A 15,537-nucleotide genomic window follows, 5' to 3' on the forward strand; every position below is an offset into this window, starting at 1 on the left:
CCGGTCAGGGGAAGGCCGCAGAGCCTGGACGCCGCCGGTCGCCGGAGGCAGGATGTCCGGGTGATCGGGGTGGCGGTCCCCTACATCGGGCGGGCGCACCATCGGGCGACCGTCGCCGCGGCGTTCGCCGAGCCGGGGCACGTGGTCGTCGTCTGCGGCGAGGCCGGCGTCGGGAAGTCTTCGCTCGTCGCCGCGGAGCGCGCCGGCGCGGTCACCCAGGTCGTCGAGGGGGCGTGCCTCCAGCTGGCCGGCCAGCCGCTGCCGCTCGCCGCCCTGGAGCAGATCTTCGACGCACGCGGCGGCTGGCCCGGGTCCCCGGACGACGTCGAGCAGTCGGCCGAGCAGCGGCTGCGGGCGATCCGCAGGTGGGCCGACGCCCTGGCCCCCACCGGGTCGCCGACGTCGACCACGCTCGTGATCGACGACGTGCAGTGGGCCGACGAGACCACCTGCGACGTCCTGGTCTACCTGGCGTCCACCGCCGTGCGCCGCGGGCTCAGCCTGATCCTGACCTTCCGCGACGACGAGAGCCCTCCGGTGGGCCGGGTGGTGGAGGCCGTCGCCGAGCTGCTCCGGCTCCCGGGCTCCTCCTGCGTCGAGCTGCAGCGGCTCGACCGGGAGGAGACGCGGCAACTCGTCGCCGCGATGACCGGCAGCGAGCGGGTCGACGCCGACCACTGGTTCGAGCAGACCCAGGGGCATCCGTACCTGCTGGGCGAGCTGGTGCGCGATCCCGGCTCCCGGCGCGTCACGGACATGCTGCTCTCCCGGGTCCGCAGGCTCGGACCCGAGGCGGCCGCGCTCGTCCGCGTCGCCGCCGTCTTCGGGCTGTGGGTGTCCGACCAGCACCTCGCCCGCGCGTCGGACCTGCCGCCGGAGCGCTACGGAGCGGCCGTCCGGCAGGCGGTGGAGGCCGGCGTCCTCGTCGTCCAGGGGAGTGACTACGCCTTCCGGCACAGCCTGATGTGCGACGCGGTCCTGGACCAGCTGCTCCCGTTCGAGCGCCGGGACCTGCACGCCCGCGCGGCCGGGGCGCTCGCGGCGGGGGCCACGGACGACGTCGTCACCGCCACGGCGGTCAGCGTCCACTGGGAGGCCGCCGGCGCCACCGACCAGGCCGCCGAGTGGGCCCTCCGGGCCGCCCGCGCCACCCGGAAGCTCAATGCCTACGCCGAGTCCTGGGCGCACTTCCGGCGGGCCCTGGAGCACGGCGGGGCCGCCGGTGCAGGTCTGGACCTGGCCCTCGAGGCGGCGGGTGTCGCCCGCCTCGCCGGTGACCACGACGCGGCCGTCGCCCTCCTGGAGGAGGCCCTGCACGACCGCACCGTCCCGGCCGCCGACCGGGCCACTGCGCTGGAACGGCTGGGCTGCTTCCTGTGGGAGGCCGGGCAGACCGGCCGGAGCCGGGAGGCGTACGCCGAGGCGGCCGAGGCCCTCGACCCCGAGGTGACCGCCTGCCACGCCCAGGTCTGGGGCGCGCAGGCGCGGGGGGCCTTCATCATGGCCGAGTTCGACGACGCGATCCGCAGCGCCGACCGGTCGGTGGCGGCGGCCCGGGACCACGGCACCAGGGCGGTCCTCGCCGATGCGCTGACCACGCGCGGGGCGGCGGCGACCTTCCTCGGCGACGCCACCGGCCTGGAGGTGCTCCGGGAGGGGGTGCGGCTCGCCCGGGACGTCGAGGACCGCGCGGTGCTGTGCCGCAGCTACGCCAATCTGATGATCGCCTACGAGTACCTGGGGATGCCGGCGGAGGCGTGCGCCGCCGCGGTGGAGGGGCTCGGGCTGCTGCCGGAGTACGGCCTGGAGCTGGCGGTGGGCGCCGCCCTGGCCTGCAACGCCACGAACCTGCTGCGGCGGCGCGGCCGGTACGCGCGCTGCGAGGCCGTGCTGGCGGAGCTGCTCGACGGCCGGGTGACGCACGGGCAGGGCCTGCACCTGCACCTGGAGCGTGCCGAGTTGCGGCTGGCCACGGGCGACACGGCCGGTGCGCGGGCCAGCCTGGAGGCGGCTGCCGCCTTGCGGGACGTCGACGAACCGACCGTCGTCGCGGCCATCGCCACGGTCACCGCCGCACTCCTGGCCCGGGAGGGCGATCCGGCCGGCGCGCACCGGACCGTGGTCGAGGCGCTGCAGCGGCTGGCCCACACGCAGGACACGGCGTTCCGGACGGAGCTGCTGGTCATCGGCTGCCGCAACGAGGCCGACCGGCGCGGACCGGTGCCGGGCCGCGCCGACGCCGACGCCGACGCCCGGCTCGCGTGGCTGAGCGACCAGCTCGACGTCCTCGCGCCCGCGACCGACGACGACGTCGGCCACGCGGCCGACCACCGCACGGCCGGCAACGAGCTCGACCGGGCGCGCGGCGAGGCCACGGCCCAGGGCTGGGCGGCGGCGGTGGACCTGTGGCGGGCCGTGGACCGCCCCCTGGAGGAGGCGTACTGCCTGTTCCGCCAGGCCGAGTGCCAGGTGGCCGCGAAGCGGCGCGACCGGGCCTCCGCGGCGGCGTCGGCGGCCCGGGAGATCGCCGGGCGGCTCGGTGCCGCTCCGCTGCTCGCCGAGATCGACGCGCTGCTCGCCCGGTCGCGGCTGGCGCCGGCACCCGCGCCCCGCGCGGCGGCCGAGGAGCGGCCCTACGGGCTCACCGACCGGGAGCACGAGGTCCTCGCGCTGCTGGGCACGGGCGCGACCAACCGGCAGATCGCCCGCACCCTGTTCATCAGCGAACGCACGGTCGGGGTCCACGTGTCCCGTGTCCTGCACAAACTGCAGGTCAGCAACCGTGGACAAGCCGCGGTGCTTGCCGCCAAGGTTGCCCCGAAGGCACCGGTCGCTCTCCTGGAAGGCTCTTGATGTCGCCGTTCAAGTTCTCCCTCTTCAACCGTGACGACGACGAGGAGGAGACGGTCGAGATCGACGACCAGCTCGCAGACGACCTGCGCCAGGTGGTCGCGGACACGCCCGACCTCACGCTCGAGCAGGCGCTGCGCGAGGGGCTGCAGCACGTGGTCGAGAAGCGGAAGCGGGGCGGCGGCCAGCAGTAGCCGTCAGCGCAGGCTCGGCTCGAGCTGCGCCCGCAGGGCCTTGACCGCCCGCCCCCGCAGCGGGCCGAGGCTGCCCCGCGGGATGCCCAGCTCCGCGCTGAGCGCGTCGTAGGACTCCGGCTCCCGCAGCAGCGCGCGCACGATCCGGCGCTGGGTCTCCGGCAGCGTCTCGACCGCCCGGTCGAGGGCCCGGCGCAGCTCCTCCTCCATGAGCGTGGTCGCCATGTCGCGGTCGTCCGGGGCGACGCGGTCGGCGACGTCCTCGCTGGGGACGGCCCGCTGCTGCGCCCGCAGGACGGCCAGCGCCTCGCGGCGCGCGGTGGTGGACAGCCAGCCCGGCAGGCACCGGGGGTCCTCGATCCGCGCGGCGTTGCGGAACAACAGGACCCAGGTGCGCTGCACGGCCTCGTCGACGTCGGCGTCGCTGCGGAGGACGACGCGGGCGGCCGACCGCAGCAGCCCCCCGTACCGCTGGACCGTGGTCTGCCACGCCGCGTCGTCACCGGCGGCCAGGGCCTGCAGGTGGCGGCGGTCCACGACCGGCGCGTCCGCGCGCCGCGGGGTCGGGACGGTGGGGGCTGCGGCGTAGGCGAGAACGGTCATCGGGGGCTCCTTCGAGGTCGTCCGGGAACGACTCGAAGGCTCCGCAGATCGCGCTGCCGTGAAATCTGCAGGACGACGTATTCGGGGCCGCGGGAACTACGTACGTAGTCGGGCCGGTCGGTGCCGTGCCAGGGTGCGGGGGACCGTCCGGCATACGTCAGGAGGCGCCGTGAGCGACCACGTGTACAGGTTGAGCGAGATCGTGGGCAGCAGCCCCGTCAGCATCGACGAGGCGATCCGCAACGCCGTCGCCAAGGCCGCGGAGACCGTCCGCAACATCGAGTGGTTCGAGGCCCAGGAGATCCGAGGTCAGGTCGTGGACGGCGCGGTCGCCCACTTCCAGGTCGCCGTGAAGATCGGCTTCCGGGTCGACTGACCGGACGTGCTGGAACGGCCCCTCTGCAGGTCGGAACACCCCCTGCCCCCCACCACTCGCGAGTTCGCGGCGGGACCCTGCAGGCGGCCGGCGGGGGGCGGCGGGGTCCTTCGTCAGTCGAAGCTGCCGGCGCCGTCCCGGCGGTAGGGCGAGGAACGCTCCAGGCGGTCCCGCTCGGCCCGCTCGGCGCGCAGTCGCGCGGCCGTGCCCGGCGGGTACCCGGCCTTGGCGGCGCGGTGCTCGATCGTCTCGGTCATGAACGCGAAGGCGAAGAGCATCGCCAGGAACAGGCCGCCCACGGCGGCGGACAGCCGGTAGGCCAGCGGTACGGGGACGGCGACCACGCAGAGGACGAGCACGGGCAGCACCTGGACCGCCGTGCGGGTCAGGTGCCGCTGGATCCAGCCGCGGCCGGTGGTGTCGGCGAGCACCCAGGGCGAGAGCTCGCGCGGCAGCCCGCCGCCGAGTGCGTACCAGACCCACTGCACGGGGGTGGGGCGCTGCCGGGCCATGCCACGACGGTAGGCCGCGCCGGCGCACCGTTGCCCGTGAGCGGCACCGGGTGCACACTCCCCGCACCGCTCGCAGAGGAGGAACCCGTGCAGATCAGCCAGCTGCTCCGGCGCAAGGGGCCCGAGGTCGCCACCATCGACGGGACGGAGAGCGTCCGGACCGCGCTCGCCGTCCTGGCGGAGAAGGGCATCGGTGCGCTCGTCGTGTCCCCGGACGGCCGCCGCATCGACGGCATCGTCTCCGAACGCGACGTCGCCCGCGGGCTGCACGAGCACGGGGCCGGGCTCCTGGGCGAACCGGTGTCCAGCGTGATGACGGCGCAGGTGCACACCTGCCCGCCCACGGCGAGCGTGCACGACCTCGCCCTGACCATGACCGACAAGCGGGTCCGCCACGTGCCCGTGGTCGCCGACGGCGCCCTGGTCGGCATCGTCTCGATCGGCGACGTCGTCAAGGCCCGGCTGGACGAGCTCGAGGAGGAACGCCGGCAGCTGGTCGACTACATCCAGACCCCCTAGCTCTTCGGCCCCGTCCAGGTCGGCCCCGTCCAGAGGCTCGCCGCGAGCATGCGAGTGGCGAGGGGGACGGGGTCCTTCTCCGAGCGGCGGGGAGGACGGGGTCCTTCGAGTACGGTGCGGCCGTGGACGAGCGTCGCCTGGGGGTGCTCTCCGGGCTGGCCGCCTACTCGCTGTGGGGGCTGTTCCCGCTCTACTTCCCCCTCCTGGAGCCCGCCGGCGGGCTGGAGATCGTCGCCCACCGGGTGCTGTGGTCACTGCTGTTCGTCGGCCTCCTCCTGACCGTGCTGCGCCGCTGGGCGCAGGTGCGGGCGCTGGTCACCGACCGGCGCCGGCTGCTCGTCCTCCTGGCCGCCGCCGTCCTCATCGCGGGCAACTGGCTGGTCTTCGTCTACGGCGTGAACTCCGGGCACGTGGTGGAGACCTCGCTCGGCTACTTCATCAACCCGCTGGTGAGCGTGCTCCTGGGCGTCGTCGTCTTCAGCGAGCGCCTCCGGCCCCTCCAGTGGACGGCGGTGGCGATCGCCGCCGTCGCCGTCGCCGTGCTGACCGTCGACTACGGCCGGCCGCCGTGGATCGCGCTGGCCCTGGCGTGCACGTTCGGCCTGTACGGCCTGATGAAGAAGCTGGTCCGGACCGAGGCCGCGCCCGGCTTGTTCGTGGAGACCGCGCTGGTCGCGCTCCCGGCGGCCGCGGTGCTGGCGGTGGCCCACACGTCCGGGGAGGGGTCCTTCGCCAACGCCGGCACCGGGCACGCCCTGCTGCTGATGAGCTCCGGCGTGGCCACCGCGATCCCGTTGCTGCTGTTCGCCGCGGCGGCCCGCCGCATCCCGCTGTCGACCGTCGGCCTGCTGCAGTACCTCACGCCGTCGATGCAGCTGGCCATCGGCGTCTTCGTCTACGGGGAGCCGATGCCGGCCGCCCGACTGGTCGGGTTCGGCATCGTCTGGGTGGCCCTGGCGGTGTTCACCGTCGACCTGCTGCGACACGCCCGGGCCGGCGGCCGGCGGGCGGCCGCCGAGGTCGTCCCCGCCCGCCTCTGACGTCCCCGTCCCCGCCGCGCAGGAGGGGCCCGGTCCGGGCTGTCCGGATCTGTCGGAGGTCGGCGCTACCGTCCCTCCCGTCGGTCCGGTGGGAGACCGGGAGGTCGAGGGAGCAGGAGAGTGACAGGCGTGACCGAGGACCCGACCACGGTGGTCAGCCCACCCCGGACCATGGTCCACGAGATGGCCCCCGGGACGGTCCCCGTGCAGGTCCCCGGCCCGGGGCTGTCCCGCAGGGAGCACGAGATGCTCACCTTCGAGCGGCAGTGGTGGCGTCGCCCGGGTGCCAAGGAGACAGCGATCCGCGACCGGTTCGGGGTGACGCCGACGCGCTACTACCAGGTGCTCAACACCCTGGTGGACCGCCCCGACGCGCTGGCGGCCGACCCGGTGCTGGTCCGGCGGCTGCGCCGCCTGCGACTCGCCCGACAGCGAACGAGATCGGTCCAGGGTCCTGGGCAATGAGAGTTACAGCGGTTAGATTTGCTCACCGTGGGCAGGCACGCCGAATCAGGCAGTGACGGACGGGACCAGGGGCGTGCCCCTGTGGCGCCCGGTCGTCGGCGTACGGACGTACCCGGCGGGCTGTGGCGTGGCGGCACGGAACTGAGCGATCACCCGACCGCGCCCGGCCGCGAGCGCTCCGAACGCCGGCCCGCACCCCGCCCCGCTCCGGCCCCGGGCCCCGCCGCCCGCACCCCCGACGCCCCCCGCCAGATGTCGCGGTCCCGGCTGCCCCTGCCGCCGGTCCCGGCCGCCGCCTCCCGTGCCGGGACGCGCGCCACGGTGCCCCCGCGCCCGGTGGGTCCGCTCACCTCCGTCGCCCCCTTCGAGGCGGTGCCCGCGCCGGAACCGGTCCCCGGTGCCACCGCCGGCAACCCGTTCGAGCCCGCTGCACCCGCCGTCCCGGCGCGCGGAGACCTGCTGGAGCGCTCCCCCCGCGTGCAGTCCGCCGCTCCGGACCGCTCCGGTCCCGGCCGGCCGGACGCCGAGCGCTCCCTGACCTCCACCGGCCGCTCGGGGCTGCGGACGTCGGAGCCGGCTCCCCGTGTCCCCAGCCAGACCACCGCGTCCGGGTCCTCGTCACCGGCCTACGGCGACTGGACCAAGCCCTCCCGGCCCGGGGAGAGCGTGTTCGCCGCCGACCCGGAGTTCTTCGCCGACGCACCGTCGGCGGGGGCGCCGGGCACCACCATGATCCCCGAGCGGTCCGTCCGTCGCGGCCGTTCCGCCCCGGTGGAGGACGCCGATCTCGAGGCCGACCTCGACGGCGGCCCGGCCCCCGTCCGCGGACCCGGCACCGGTCCGGTCGGCGGTCGCGCCGCCATGCGCGCCGAGCGGCAGGCGGCCGACGCCGCCCGCCGCAAGAAGGAGGGGCGCAAGGGCTCCGCCGTCGCCGTGCTCGAGGAGGACCAGCCGCGCGCCTCGCACCGGGTCGTCAAGGCCCTGGTCGCGATGACCGTGGTGGCGCTGGGCGTGCTCGGCGTCTACACCTTCGTGTCCCCGCAGACCGAGGAGACCGCGACCCGGACGCCGGCGGACGTCGGCGCGTCGGCACCCGTCGTCCCCGACGTCGAGGCGCTGCCCGAGCTGCCCGCCGACCCGATCGAGGTCGAGCCGATCGTGGCCGCACCCATCCGAGTCCCCGTCACGGTGCTGAACTCCACCGACATCAACGGCCTGGCCGCCAAGGTGTCCGGGACCATCGCCGCCGGCGGATGGGAGACGCCCGCCGTCGGCGCCTACCTGGCCGATGACGTGGCCGCCAGCACGGTGTTCTTCACCGAGGGCGACGAGAACCAGCGCCAGGCCGCGGTGCAGCTGATCGAGATGTTCCCGCAGCTGCAGGGCCCGACGCCGCGCTTCTTCGAGCTGCCCGCCGAGGTCGCTGCACCGGGGCTGGTCGTCGTCACGACCGGCGACTGGCAGCCCTGACCCGCCCGACGCACCGCCGTCGGTAACTGATCGGCGACGGGCGGAACACCGACCGGTCGCCGTCCGTTGGCCGCTGCGTGCGCCCCCTCCGCGGGCTGGTGCGTCCCCGCCTGCGCCCCGGCGCCCGTGGAACGTCCGCAGTCCTTGCCGCCCTGCTGCTCGTCACCGGACTGCTCGTCCTCGCCCCGCCCGCCTCGGCCGCCGCCGACGAGGTCCGGACCGAGGAGAGCCGGGTGGTCTCCGGCAGCGGCGCGGACGCCGTCGAGCTGGACACCACGCTGTACCTCCCGGCCGGCCAGGGCCCCGCACCCGCGGTCGTGCTCGCGCACGGGTTCGGCGGCAGCAAGCAGTCGGTCGCCGACGACGCACGCGCCCTCGCCGAGCGCGGCTACGTCGTGCTCGCCTACTCCGCGCGGGGCTTCGGCACCAGCACCGGCGAGATCGGGCTCAACGACCCGCGGTACGAGATCGCCGACCTGTCCACGCTGATCGACCTGCTGGCCGAGCGGGACCAGGTGGAGCTCGACGCCGACGGCGATCCGCGGGTCGGCGTGGCCGGCGGGTCCTACGGCGGGGCGCTCGCCCTCCTCGGCGCCGCCTACGACGACCGCATCGACGCCATCGCCCCCCAGATCACCTGGAGCTCGCTGAGCGCCGCGCTGTTCCCCTCCCACGTCGGGGAGCTGGACACCGGCACCCCCGCCGCCGTGCCGCAGGACGCCGACAGCGGCGTCTACAAGCGGCTGTGGTCGGGGCTGTTCTTCGGGGTCGGGTCCGTTCCCACCGGCGGCATCCTCGACGCGCTCGGCGGCGGGACGGCGAACGGCAACTCCGTCCCGGAGCTGCCCGAGGCCGGTGACCTGAGCGACCTCGACCCGGCCGCGGTGGAGCGGGCCCTCACCTGCGGCCGCTTCGGGGCCGAGATCTGCGCGGCCTACCAGGAGGCGGCGGCCACCGGCACGCTCACCCCGGAGGTCGCCGCGGTGCTCGACCGCAGCAGCCCGGCCGGTGTCCTGGACCGCATCGAGGCGCCCACGCTGCTGATCCAGGGCACCCAGGACTCGCTGTTCGGCCTTGACCACGCCGACGCCAACGCCCGCGGCATCGCGGCGAACGGCACCCCGGTGAAGGTGGTCTGGTACGCCGGGGGCCACGACTCCTCCGGGTCCGACCGGATCGTGGACGACCTGCGGGGGCAGGTGGCCGACTGGTTCGACTTCCACCTGCGCGGCACCGGCGAGGACCCGGGCACCGGCTTCGAGTTCCCGGCCCCGCAGGGCATCTCCGGCAGCAGCGGCTTCGTCCAGGGCGGCACCCGGACGGTCGTCGCCGACGAGTACCCGGGTCTGGGCGGCGCGGCCGCCGTGGAGCGCACGGAGATCGCCCTCGGCGGCGGCACGCAGCCGGTGGTCACCCCGGCCGGCGGCACCCCGGCCGCCCTCACCACCCTTCCCGGCCTGGGCGCGCTGAGCGGCGCGCTGAGCGGGACGACGCTGGAGATCCCCGGGCAGTTCGCCGCGTTCGAGAGCGAGCCCCTCGACGGCGCGGTGGAGGTCGTCGGCGCACCCACCGTGGACCTCGCCGTCTCCGCGCCCGGCGGCACCGCGACGCTGTTCGCCAAGCTGTACGACGTCGCGCCCGGCGGCGCGACGACGCTGCCCAACGGCCTGGTCGCGCCGCTGGCGCTCACCGGGCTGTCCACCGACCCGACCGACCCGACGGAGGTCACGGTCACCCTGCCGGGGATCGTGCACCGCTTCGAGGACGGCCACACCATGCGGGTGGTCGTCTCCTCGACCGACCAGGCCTACGCGCTGCCGGCCGAGGCCGCCGTCTACTCCGTGGCGCTGGCATCGGAGGGCACGACGCTGGCCGCACCGCAGGTCGCGGGCGTGGCGGAGTCGGCCGGTGGCACCTCCCGCTGGTGGGTGCTGCTGGCCGTGCTGGCCGGGGTGGGCCTGCTCGGCTGGGTGGCGGCGATGCTGTGGGGCCGCCACCGGCGACGCCAGGTCTCGCACGTCGAACCCGACGGCGAGGACGTGCCGCTGCGGTTCGAGGGCGTGACCAAGGCCTACAAGGACGGCTTCGTCGCCGTCCGGGACCTCTCCTTCGAGGTCCGCCGGGGCCAGGTGCTCGGCCTGCTCGGCCCCAACGGCGCGGGCAAGACGACGTCCCTGCGGATGCTCATGGGGCTGATCCGGCCCACGGAGGGGCGGATCAGCATCTTCGGGCACGCGGCCGGTCCCGGGGCGCCCGTGCTCTCCCGGCTGGGCTCGTTCGTCGAGGGCACCGGCCTGCAGCCGCACCTGTCGGGGCGGGACAACCTGCGGCTGTACTGGGCGGCGACCGGCCGCCCGCTCGAGGACGCGCACATGGAGGAGGCGATCGAGGTCGCCGGTCTCGGCGCCGCCCTCGACCGGCCGGTGCGCCGCTACAGCCAGGGCATGCGGCAGCGGGTCGCCATCGCGCAGGCGATGCTGGGCCTGCCGGACCTGCTGGTGCTCGACGAGCCGACCAACGGGCTGGACCCGCCGCAGATCCACGCCATGCGGGAGGTGCTGCGCTCCTACGCCGCGACCGGCCGCACGGTGATCGTCTCCAGCCACCTGCTCAGCGAGATCGAGCAGACCTGCAGCCACGTGGTGGTCATGGCCAAGGGGCAGAAGATCGCCCAGGGAACGGTCGAGGAGATCGTGGGTGCCGGCGGCGCGGTGCTCGTCGGCCTGGCCGACGACGCCGACACCGACCGGGCGATCGCCGTGCTCGAGGGGCTGCCGGGGGTCAGCGCCGGGCGCACCGACGACGGGCTGGTCGCGGACCTGGACGGCTACGGCCGGGCCGCGGCGCTGCAAGCCCTGGTGGGGGCCGGGATCGCGGTGGACGAGTTCACGCCGCGCCGCCGGCTCGAGGACGCCTTCCTGGCGCTGGTGGGGGAGAACTGATGGCAACCACGACCGACCACGTCCAGCCGACGGGCGCCGTCGCCGGGTACCGGCCGGAGCGGACGCTGCGGCTGTCGGTGGAGCTGCGCCGGCAGTTCAAGCGCCGGCGCACCCTGGGCATCTTCGCGCTGATGGTCGCCCTCCCGCTGATCCTCATCGCCGCGCTCCAGCTGGGCGCCAGCGAGGAGGCGGCCGAGAACAACCGGATCAACCTGGTCGACGTCGCGACCTCCAGCGGGCTGAACTTCACCCTGTTCGTGCTGTTCGCGACCACCGGCTTCTTCCTGGTGGTCGTGTACGCGCTCTGCTTCGGCGACACCGTGGCCAGCGAGGCCCAGTGGGGATCGCTGCGCTACGCCCTGGCCACCCCGGTGCCCCGCATGCGCCTGCTCCGGCAGAAGTTCTACGCCGCGCTGGTGCAGTCGGTGGGGGCGCTGCTCGTCCTCGCGTCGGTCGCCGTCGTCGCCGGCGGGATCGCCTTCGGCTTCGACGACATCCGGACGCCGGTCGGGGTCACCCTGGGCCAGGGCGAGGGGATGCTGCGGCTGGCCGGGATGCTCGGCTACCTCGCCGTCCACCTGCTCGTCGTCGGCTCGCTGGCCTTCTGGTTCTCCACCATCACCGACGCGCCGCTGGCGGCGGTCGGTGGCGCGGTGTTCACCATGTTCGTGTTCGCGATCCTCGACCAGGTGGAGCAGCTGGGCGCGATCCGCGACTGGTTCCCCACGGCGGAGGAGTTCGCCTGGACCGACCTGCTGCAGACGCCGGTCGACTCCGGCGACATGTTCCGCGGGGTCATCCAGTCGCTGGTCTACGCGGCCGTCTTCACCGCGCTGGCCTTCCGCCACTTCGCGCGGCGCGACGTCACCTCCTGACCGCTGGCGGTGGCAATCCTTTTCGACCCTGTCAGCCGGATCCGAGTGAGCCCTGGGGCCCGTGGTGTCTCAGAAGGCGGCTATAGGGACACCTCGTTGACCAGCAGATATACGCCGGGCTACCTATGCTTCTGTCGTGGGCTATCGCACGTGGTCGAAGACTCCGAGCGGTGACTTCGTCCTAGCGGGCTCGGCCACTGGGCTGACGGCCCTCGTCGCCATGCTCACGTGGTGGTCAGGCTCTTGGCTGGGCGCTCTCTGGGCAGTGGCCGCAGGCATCTGGGCAGTGCGGACCGCGTACGCCTATCGGCGGTGGGTGCGAGCACGGCAGGCGGACACGCGGGCCGCCCCGTCTTCGCCCGTCGACTAGCGGGCTGTTGGCGGCAGCCGGAGTTTCTCTGAGTGCGCCGCTCTGAGGCACAAGGCGCCCACAGAGGTGCTCGCCGGGACGCTGTGCGCAAAGGGGCAGTTCTAGGGCGAGAAGCTGCCGCTCACCGCACACTGTTCGGCTGCCGAAACGTCTCACGGCGGTGCGGTCCGGAGCACCGCGATGTCATAGCGAAGCGAGGACGGCCTGGGCCCAGCCTTCGCCCATGGCAGCCCCGGTCACGGCCGCGTTGGGGACGTCGTCCAGGCGCCCCCGCATGCCGTCGACGGAGGCGCCGTTGGCGGTGATCCACAGTCGGCCGACCGCGGGTGCCATCTCCAGGTCGCTGACGCTGTCGCCGATGGCGACGGCGTCGGCGGGGTCGATGCCCCGGCGCGCGAGGTCCCAGGCGATGGCGGCGCCCTTGGAGATGCCGCGCGGCATCAGGTGGTAGACGTGCGGCGGCCCCGCGTCCTCGTCCAGGCCGAACCGCGTCGTCGCCGGGATGGCGCCGTTGTCGTTGAGCGTGAGCCAGCCGGCACCCTGCTCGGCCAGCCAGGCGTCGACCGCCACCGGATCCACCCGGCCGCGCAGCAGGGCGTCGGTGGCGTGGGTGGCGTGCCACGGTGCGTGCCACTCGAGCCGGCCGGGGTGCTGCGCGATCAGCTCCTCGACGATCCCGAGCTCGGCCATCACGTCCATCGGGGTCCGGCCGGCGTACCGCTCGGGCAGCTCGCCGGGCAGCCGGTGCCGGTTGCGCCCGGCGTCCCAGGCGATCGTGGCGCCCAGTTCGGCGATCGCACCGTCCGCGGCGAAGATCCGCGCCGCCTCGATCACCTGCTCGAACGTCCGCCCGCTGACCAGCACCAACGGCACTCCGGCGCGGTGCAGCGCCATCAGTGCGGCGGCCGGGTCGGCGGTGAGGTCGCGGCCGGCGGTGTGCCAGAACGAGCCCCGCGGGCCGACCATCGTGCCGTCGAGATCGGTGTAGACGATGCGGGCGGTCACATCTCACATCCTGACCGTCCGCCGGACCGGCCCGCGGACTGGGTACAGTTCTGCGCGTTCCACTCATCCAGAGGGGCAGAGGGACACGGCCCGACGAAGCCCCGGCAACCGCCGCTCCACGCGCATGCGCGGACCGGAAGGTGCCAATTCCGTCCCGCACGGCTCGACGGCCCGGTGCGGGGAAGATGAGGAGGTAGTCGTCGCATGACTCTGACCGCTCCCGGCTCGGTCCAGGCCGATTCCCACGCCCACGGCCCGGTCCCGCCCTGTCCCGCCCGCGGCCTGGTGTGCCGCAACTGCGGGGCCACGTTCGGGCTGATCGCCGAGCACGCCTGCGCGGAGTGCTTCGGCCCGCTGGAGGTCGACTACGACCCAGAGCTCATGCGCGCGGTGACCCGCGAGCAGATCGAGGCCGGTCCGCAGAACATCTGGCGCTACGCAGGCCTGCTGCCGGTCGGGCAGGACCCCGCCGACCGCGTGTCGCTCGACCCGGGGCTGACCCCGCTGGTGCGCGCCGACCGGCTCGCCGCCGAGCTCGGCCTCACCGGCGGCCTCTGGGTCAAGGACGACTCGGCCAACCCCACCCACTCCTTCAAGGACCGGGTGGTCAGCCTCGCCGCCACCGCGGCCAAGCGCCTCGGCTACACCAAGATCGCCTGCGCCTCGACCGGGAACCTGGCCAACTCGGTGGCCGCGCACGCCGCCCGCGTCGGCCTGCCCTCCGTCGTCTTCATCCCCAGCGACCTCGAACCGGGCAAGGTCGTCCAGTCGGCGGTCTACGGCCAGACGCTGGTCGCCGTGGACGGGTCCTACGACGACGTCAACCGGCTGACCAGCGAGCTCGCCGAGACCGACGAGTTCGAGGACACCGCGTTCGTCAACCAGAACGTCCGGCCCTACTACGCCGAGGGCTCCAAGACGGTGGGCTACGAGATCGCCGAGCAGCTCGGCTGGCGGATCCCGGCCCAGGTCGTCATCCCCATGGCGTCGGGCTCGCTGCTGACCAAGGTGGACAAGGCGTTCCGCGAGCTCGCCGCGGCCGGCATCGTCGAGGCCACCGAGTGGACCGTCTTCGGCGCGCAGTCGGCCGGCTGCGACCCGATCGCCACCGCCTTCGACAACGGCTGGGACGTCGTGAAGCCGGTCAAGCCGAGCGGGATCGCCAAGTCGCTGAACATCGGCAACCCCGCCGACGGCCCGTACGCCCTCGACGCCATCCGCCGCACCGGCGGCTCGGTCGGCCGGGTGGGCGACGAGGCGATCGTCCAGGGCATCCGCGACCTCGCCCGCACCACCGGCGTCTTCGCCGAGACGGCCGGCGGCGTCACCGTGGCGGTGCTGCGGCAGCTGGTCGAGGACGGGCGGCTGGACCCGGCCAAGGAGACCGTCGTCCTCAACACGGGGGAGGGGCTGAAGACCCTCGACCCGCTGGAGCCGGTGGTCGGGCCCACCCACCGCGTGGAGCCCTCGCTGAAGTCCGTGCGCCAGGCCGGCCTCATCGGCTGACGGCGGGACGCTCGTTGCACCTGGGGCGGCACGTCCCCCGATCCGGCAACGGATCCGCCTCGATGTGCCGCGACCAGGCGTTTCCTGATGTAGCTTCTCGCGCGGTTCCAGTTCCATGTTCGTGATCAACGGGCGGAAGAGCTAGACCCGGTTCCCCCGATCCAGAGGGACCGTCCGTACGCACGAACGTGGGAGCACACGTGGCACAGGGCACCGTGAAGTGGTTCAACGCCGAGAAGGGCTTCGGCTTCATCGCCGTCGACGGCGGCCAGGACGTCTTCGTCCACTACTCGGCCATCCAGATGGACGGGTACAAGAGCCTCGAAGAGGGCCAGCGGGTCGACTTCGAGGTCGTCCAGGGCGCCAAGGGGCCGCAGGCCGACCAGGTCACGGCGGCCTGAACGACGTACCGGCTCACCGAGGCCCGGTCCCCGTCCGGGGGCCGGGCCTCGGCATGTTCCGGGCACGTGGCCGCCCGACAGTGGGCGCTCGTGCGCACTTCTGGCGGCCGGAACTGCGCCTCAGCGCCCACCGTCCAGGGTCACGACCACTCCCCGGGTCGCGGCATGCCGGCTCGCAGCCCGCGACAGTGGGCGCTACTGCCGGCGCGAGCTGCGCATCGGCGTCCGCCGTCGCCGGTCCGAAGCCCCGGGAACAGCCCGTTGGGGGACCCTGTTCTTGCACTCGCAGGGGTCGAGTGCCAGACTCGTTTCTGGCACTCGGGGCTCCTGAGTGCCAATCAGGTCGGAACGGTGAGGCACCGGCGCGTGGACGCAAGGGAGTTCGCGTCACCTGGTGTCGTCCGTCGCG

General features: G+C 74.2%; 14 protein-coding genes and 1 riboswitch. Of the genes, 11 read left to right on the forward strand and 3 right to left on the reverse strand.

What is annotated here, in order from left to right; translation table 11 throughout:
* Positions 1-60 precede the first annotated feature (60 nt).
* Both BM142_RS03570 and BM142_RS03575 read left to right on the forward strand, forming a co-directional pair.
* Positions 61-2,853 carry a helix-turn-helix transcriptional regulator gene (locus BM142_RS03570; protein ID WP_092195394.1) on the forward strand — a complete coding sequence of 931 codons (2,793 nt, stop codon included), beginning with the start codon at positions 61-63 and terminating at the stop codon, positions 2,851-2,853.
* Positions 2,853-3,044 (forward strand): hypothetical protein, encoded by a 192-nt coding sequence (locus BM142_RS03575; RefSeq protein ID WP_092195395.1) that lies wholly within the window; start codon positions 2,853-2,855, stop codon positions 3,042-3,044. Before BM142_RS03570 ends, BM142_RS03575 begins: the two co-directional genes overlap by 1 nt.
* Before the next feature lie 3 nt (positions 3,045-3,047).
* On the opposite strand, the gene BM142_RS03580 is transcribed toward BM142_RS03575, so the two are convergent.
* Positions 3,048-3,647, reverse strand: a complete 600-nt coding sequence (locus tag BM142_RS03580) for an RNA polymerase sigma factor (RefSeq protein WP_092195396.1) — start codon at positions 3,645-3,647, stop codon at positions 3,048-3,050.
* Between the two features lie 169 nt (positions 3,648-3,816).
* On the opposite strand from BM142_RS03580, the gene BM142_RS03585 reads away from it, so the two are divergent.
* Entirely contained in the window at positions 3,817-4,023 is a 207-nt protein-coding gene (locus BM142_RS03585; RefSeq protein WP_092195397.1) for a dodecin, read from the forward strand.
* Between the two features lie 113 nt (positions 4,024-4,136).
* Here the strand turns inward: BM142_RS03585 and BM142_RS03590 are convergent, their stop codons facing one another.
* Positions 4,137-4,535, reverse strand: a complete 399-nt coding sequence (locus BM142_RS03590) for a DUF5313 family protein (protein WP_092195398.1) — start codon at positions 4,533-4,535, stop codon at positions 4,137-4,139.
* Between the two features lie 87 nt (positions 4,536-4,622).
* Here BM142_RS03590 and BM142_RS03595 point away from each other — a divergent pair, with 87 nt between their 5' ends.
* The 6 genes from BM142_RS03595 to BM142_RS03620 all read left to right on the forward strand — a co-directional run bounded on the left by BM142_RS03595 (position 4,623) and on the right by BM142_RS03620 (position 11,846).
* A complete protein-coding gene (locus tag BM142_RS03595; RefSeq protein ID WP_092195399.1) occupies positions 4,623-5,054 on the forward strand; it encodes a CBS domain-containing protein in 432 nt (143 codons plus the stop codon).
* A gap of 122 nt (positions 5,055-5,176) precedes the next feature.
* Positions 5,177-6,094 (forward strand): EamA family transporter RarD, encoded by a 918-nt coding sequence (gene rarD / locus BM142_RS03600; RefSeq protein WP_092195400.1) that lies wholly within the window; start codon positions 5,177-5,179, stop codon positions 6,092-6,094.
* Between the two features lie 129 nt (positions 6,095-6,223).
* Positions 6,224-6,559, forward strand: a complete 336-nt coding sequence (locus BM142_RS03605; protein ID WP_254790511.1) for a DUF3263 domain-containing protein — start codon at positions 6,224-6,226, stop codon at positions 6,557-6,559.
* A 336-nt stretch (positions 6,560-6,895) separates the two neighbouring features.
* On the forward strand, positions 6,896-8,029 hold the full coding sequence (locus BM142_RS03610) for a LytR C-terminal domain-containing protein (RefSeq protein ID WP_139228752.1): 1,134 nt from the start codon (positions 6,896-6,898) through the stop codon (positions 8,027-8,029).
* 77 nt (positions 8,030-8,106) lie between these two features.
* A complete protein-coding gene (locus BM142_RS03615; RefSeq protein ID WP_092195402.1) occupies positions 8,107-10,971 on the forward strand; it encodes an alpha/beta fold hydrolase in 2,865 nt (954 codons plus the stop codon).
* Positions 10,971-11,846 carry an ABC transporter permease gene (locus tag BM142_RS03620; protein ID WP_092195403.1) on the forward strand — a complete coding sequence of 292 codons (876 nt, stop codon included), beginning with the start codon at positions 10,971-10,973 and terminating at the stop codon, positions 11,844-11,846. The genes BM142_RS03615 and BM142_RS03620 overlap by 1 nt, the downstream gene beginning before the upstream one ends.
* Before the next feature lie 553 nt (positions 11,847-12,399).
* Here the strand turns inward: BM142_RS03620 and BM142_RS03625 are convergent.
* Positions 12,400-13,221, reverse strand: coding sequence for an HAD family hydrolase (locus tag BM142_RS03625; protein ID WP_092195404.1), 822 nt, complete (start codon positions 13,219-13,221; stop codon positions 12,400-12,402).
* 60 nt (positions 13,222-13,281) lie between these two features.
* Positions 13,282-13,413: riboswitch (SAM riboswitch) on the forward strand.
* A gap of 12 nt (positions 13,414-13,425) precedes the next feature.
* On the opposite strand from BM142_RS03625, the gene thrC reads away from it, so the two are divergent.
* Positions 13,426-14,727 (forward strand): threonine synthase, encoded by a 1,302-nt coding sequence (thrC, locus tag BM142_RS03630; RefSeq protein ID WP_217640548.1) that lies wholly within the window; start codon positions 13,426-13,428, stop codon positions 14,725-14,727.
* A gap of 200 nt (positions 14,728-14,927) precedes the next feature.
* Positions 14,928-15,128 (forward strand): cold-shock protein, encoded by a 201-nt coding sequence (locus tag BM142_RS03635; protein WP_092195405.1) that lies wholly within the window; start codon positions 14,928-14,930, stop codon positions 15,126-15,128.
* Positions 15,129-15,537 lie beyond the last annotated feature (409 nt).

The sequence above is a fragment of the Blastococcus tunisiensis genome (assembly GCF_900112815.1).
In the GTDB taxonomy this organism is placed as follows: Bacteria; Actinomycetota; Actinomycetes; order Mycobacteriales; family Geodermatophilaceae; genus Blastococcus_B; species Blastococcus_B tunisiensis.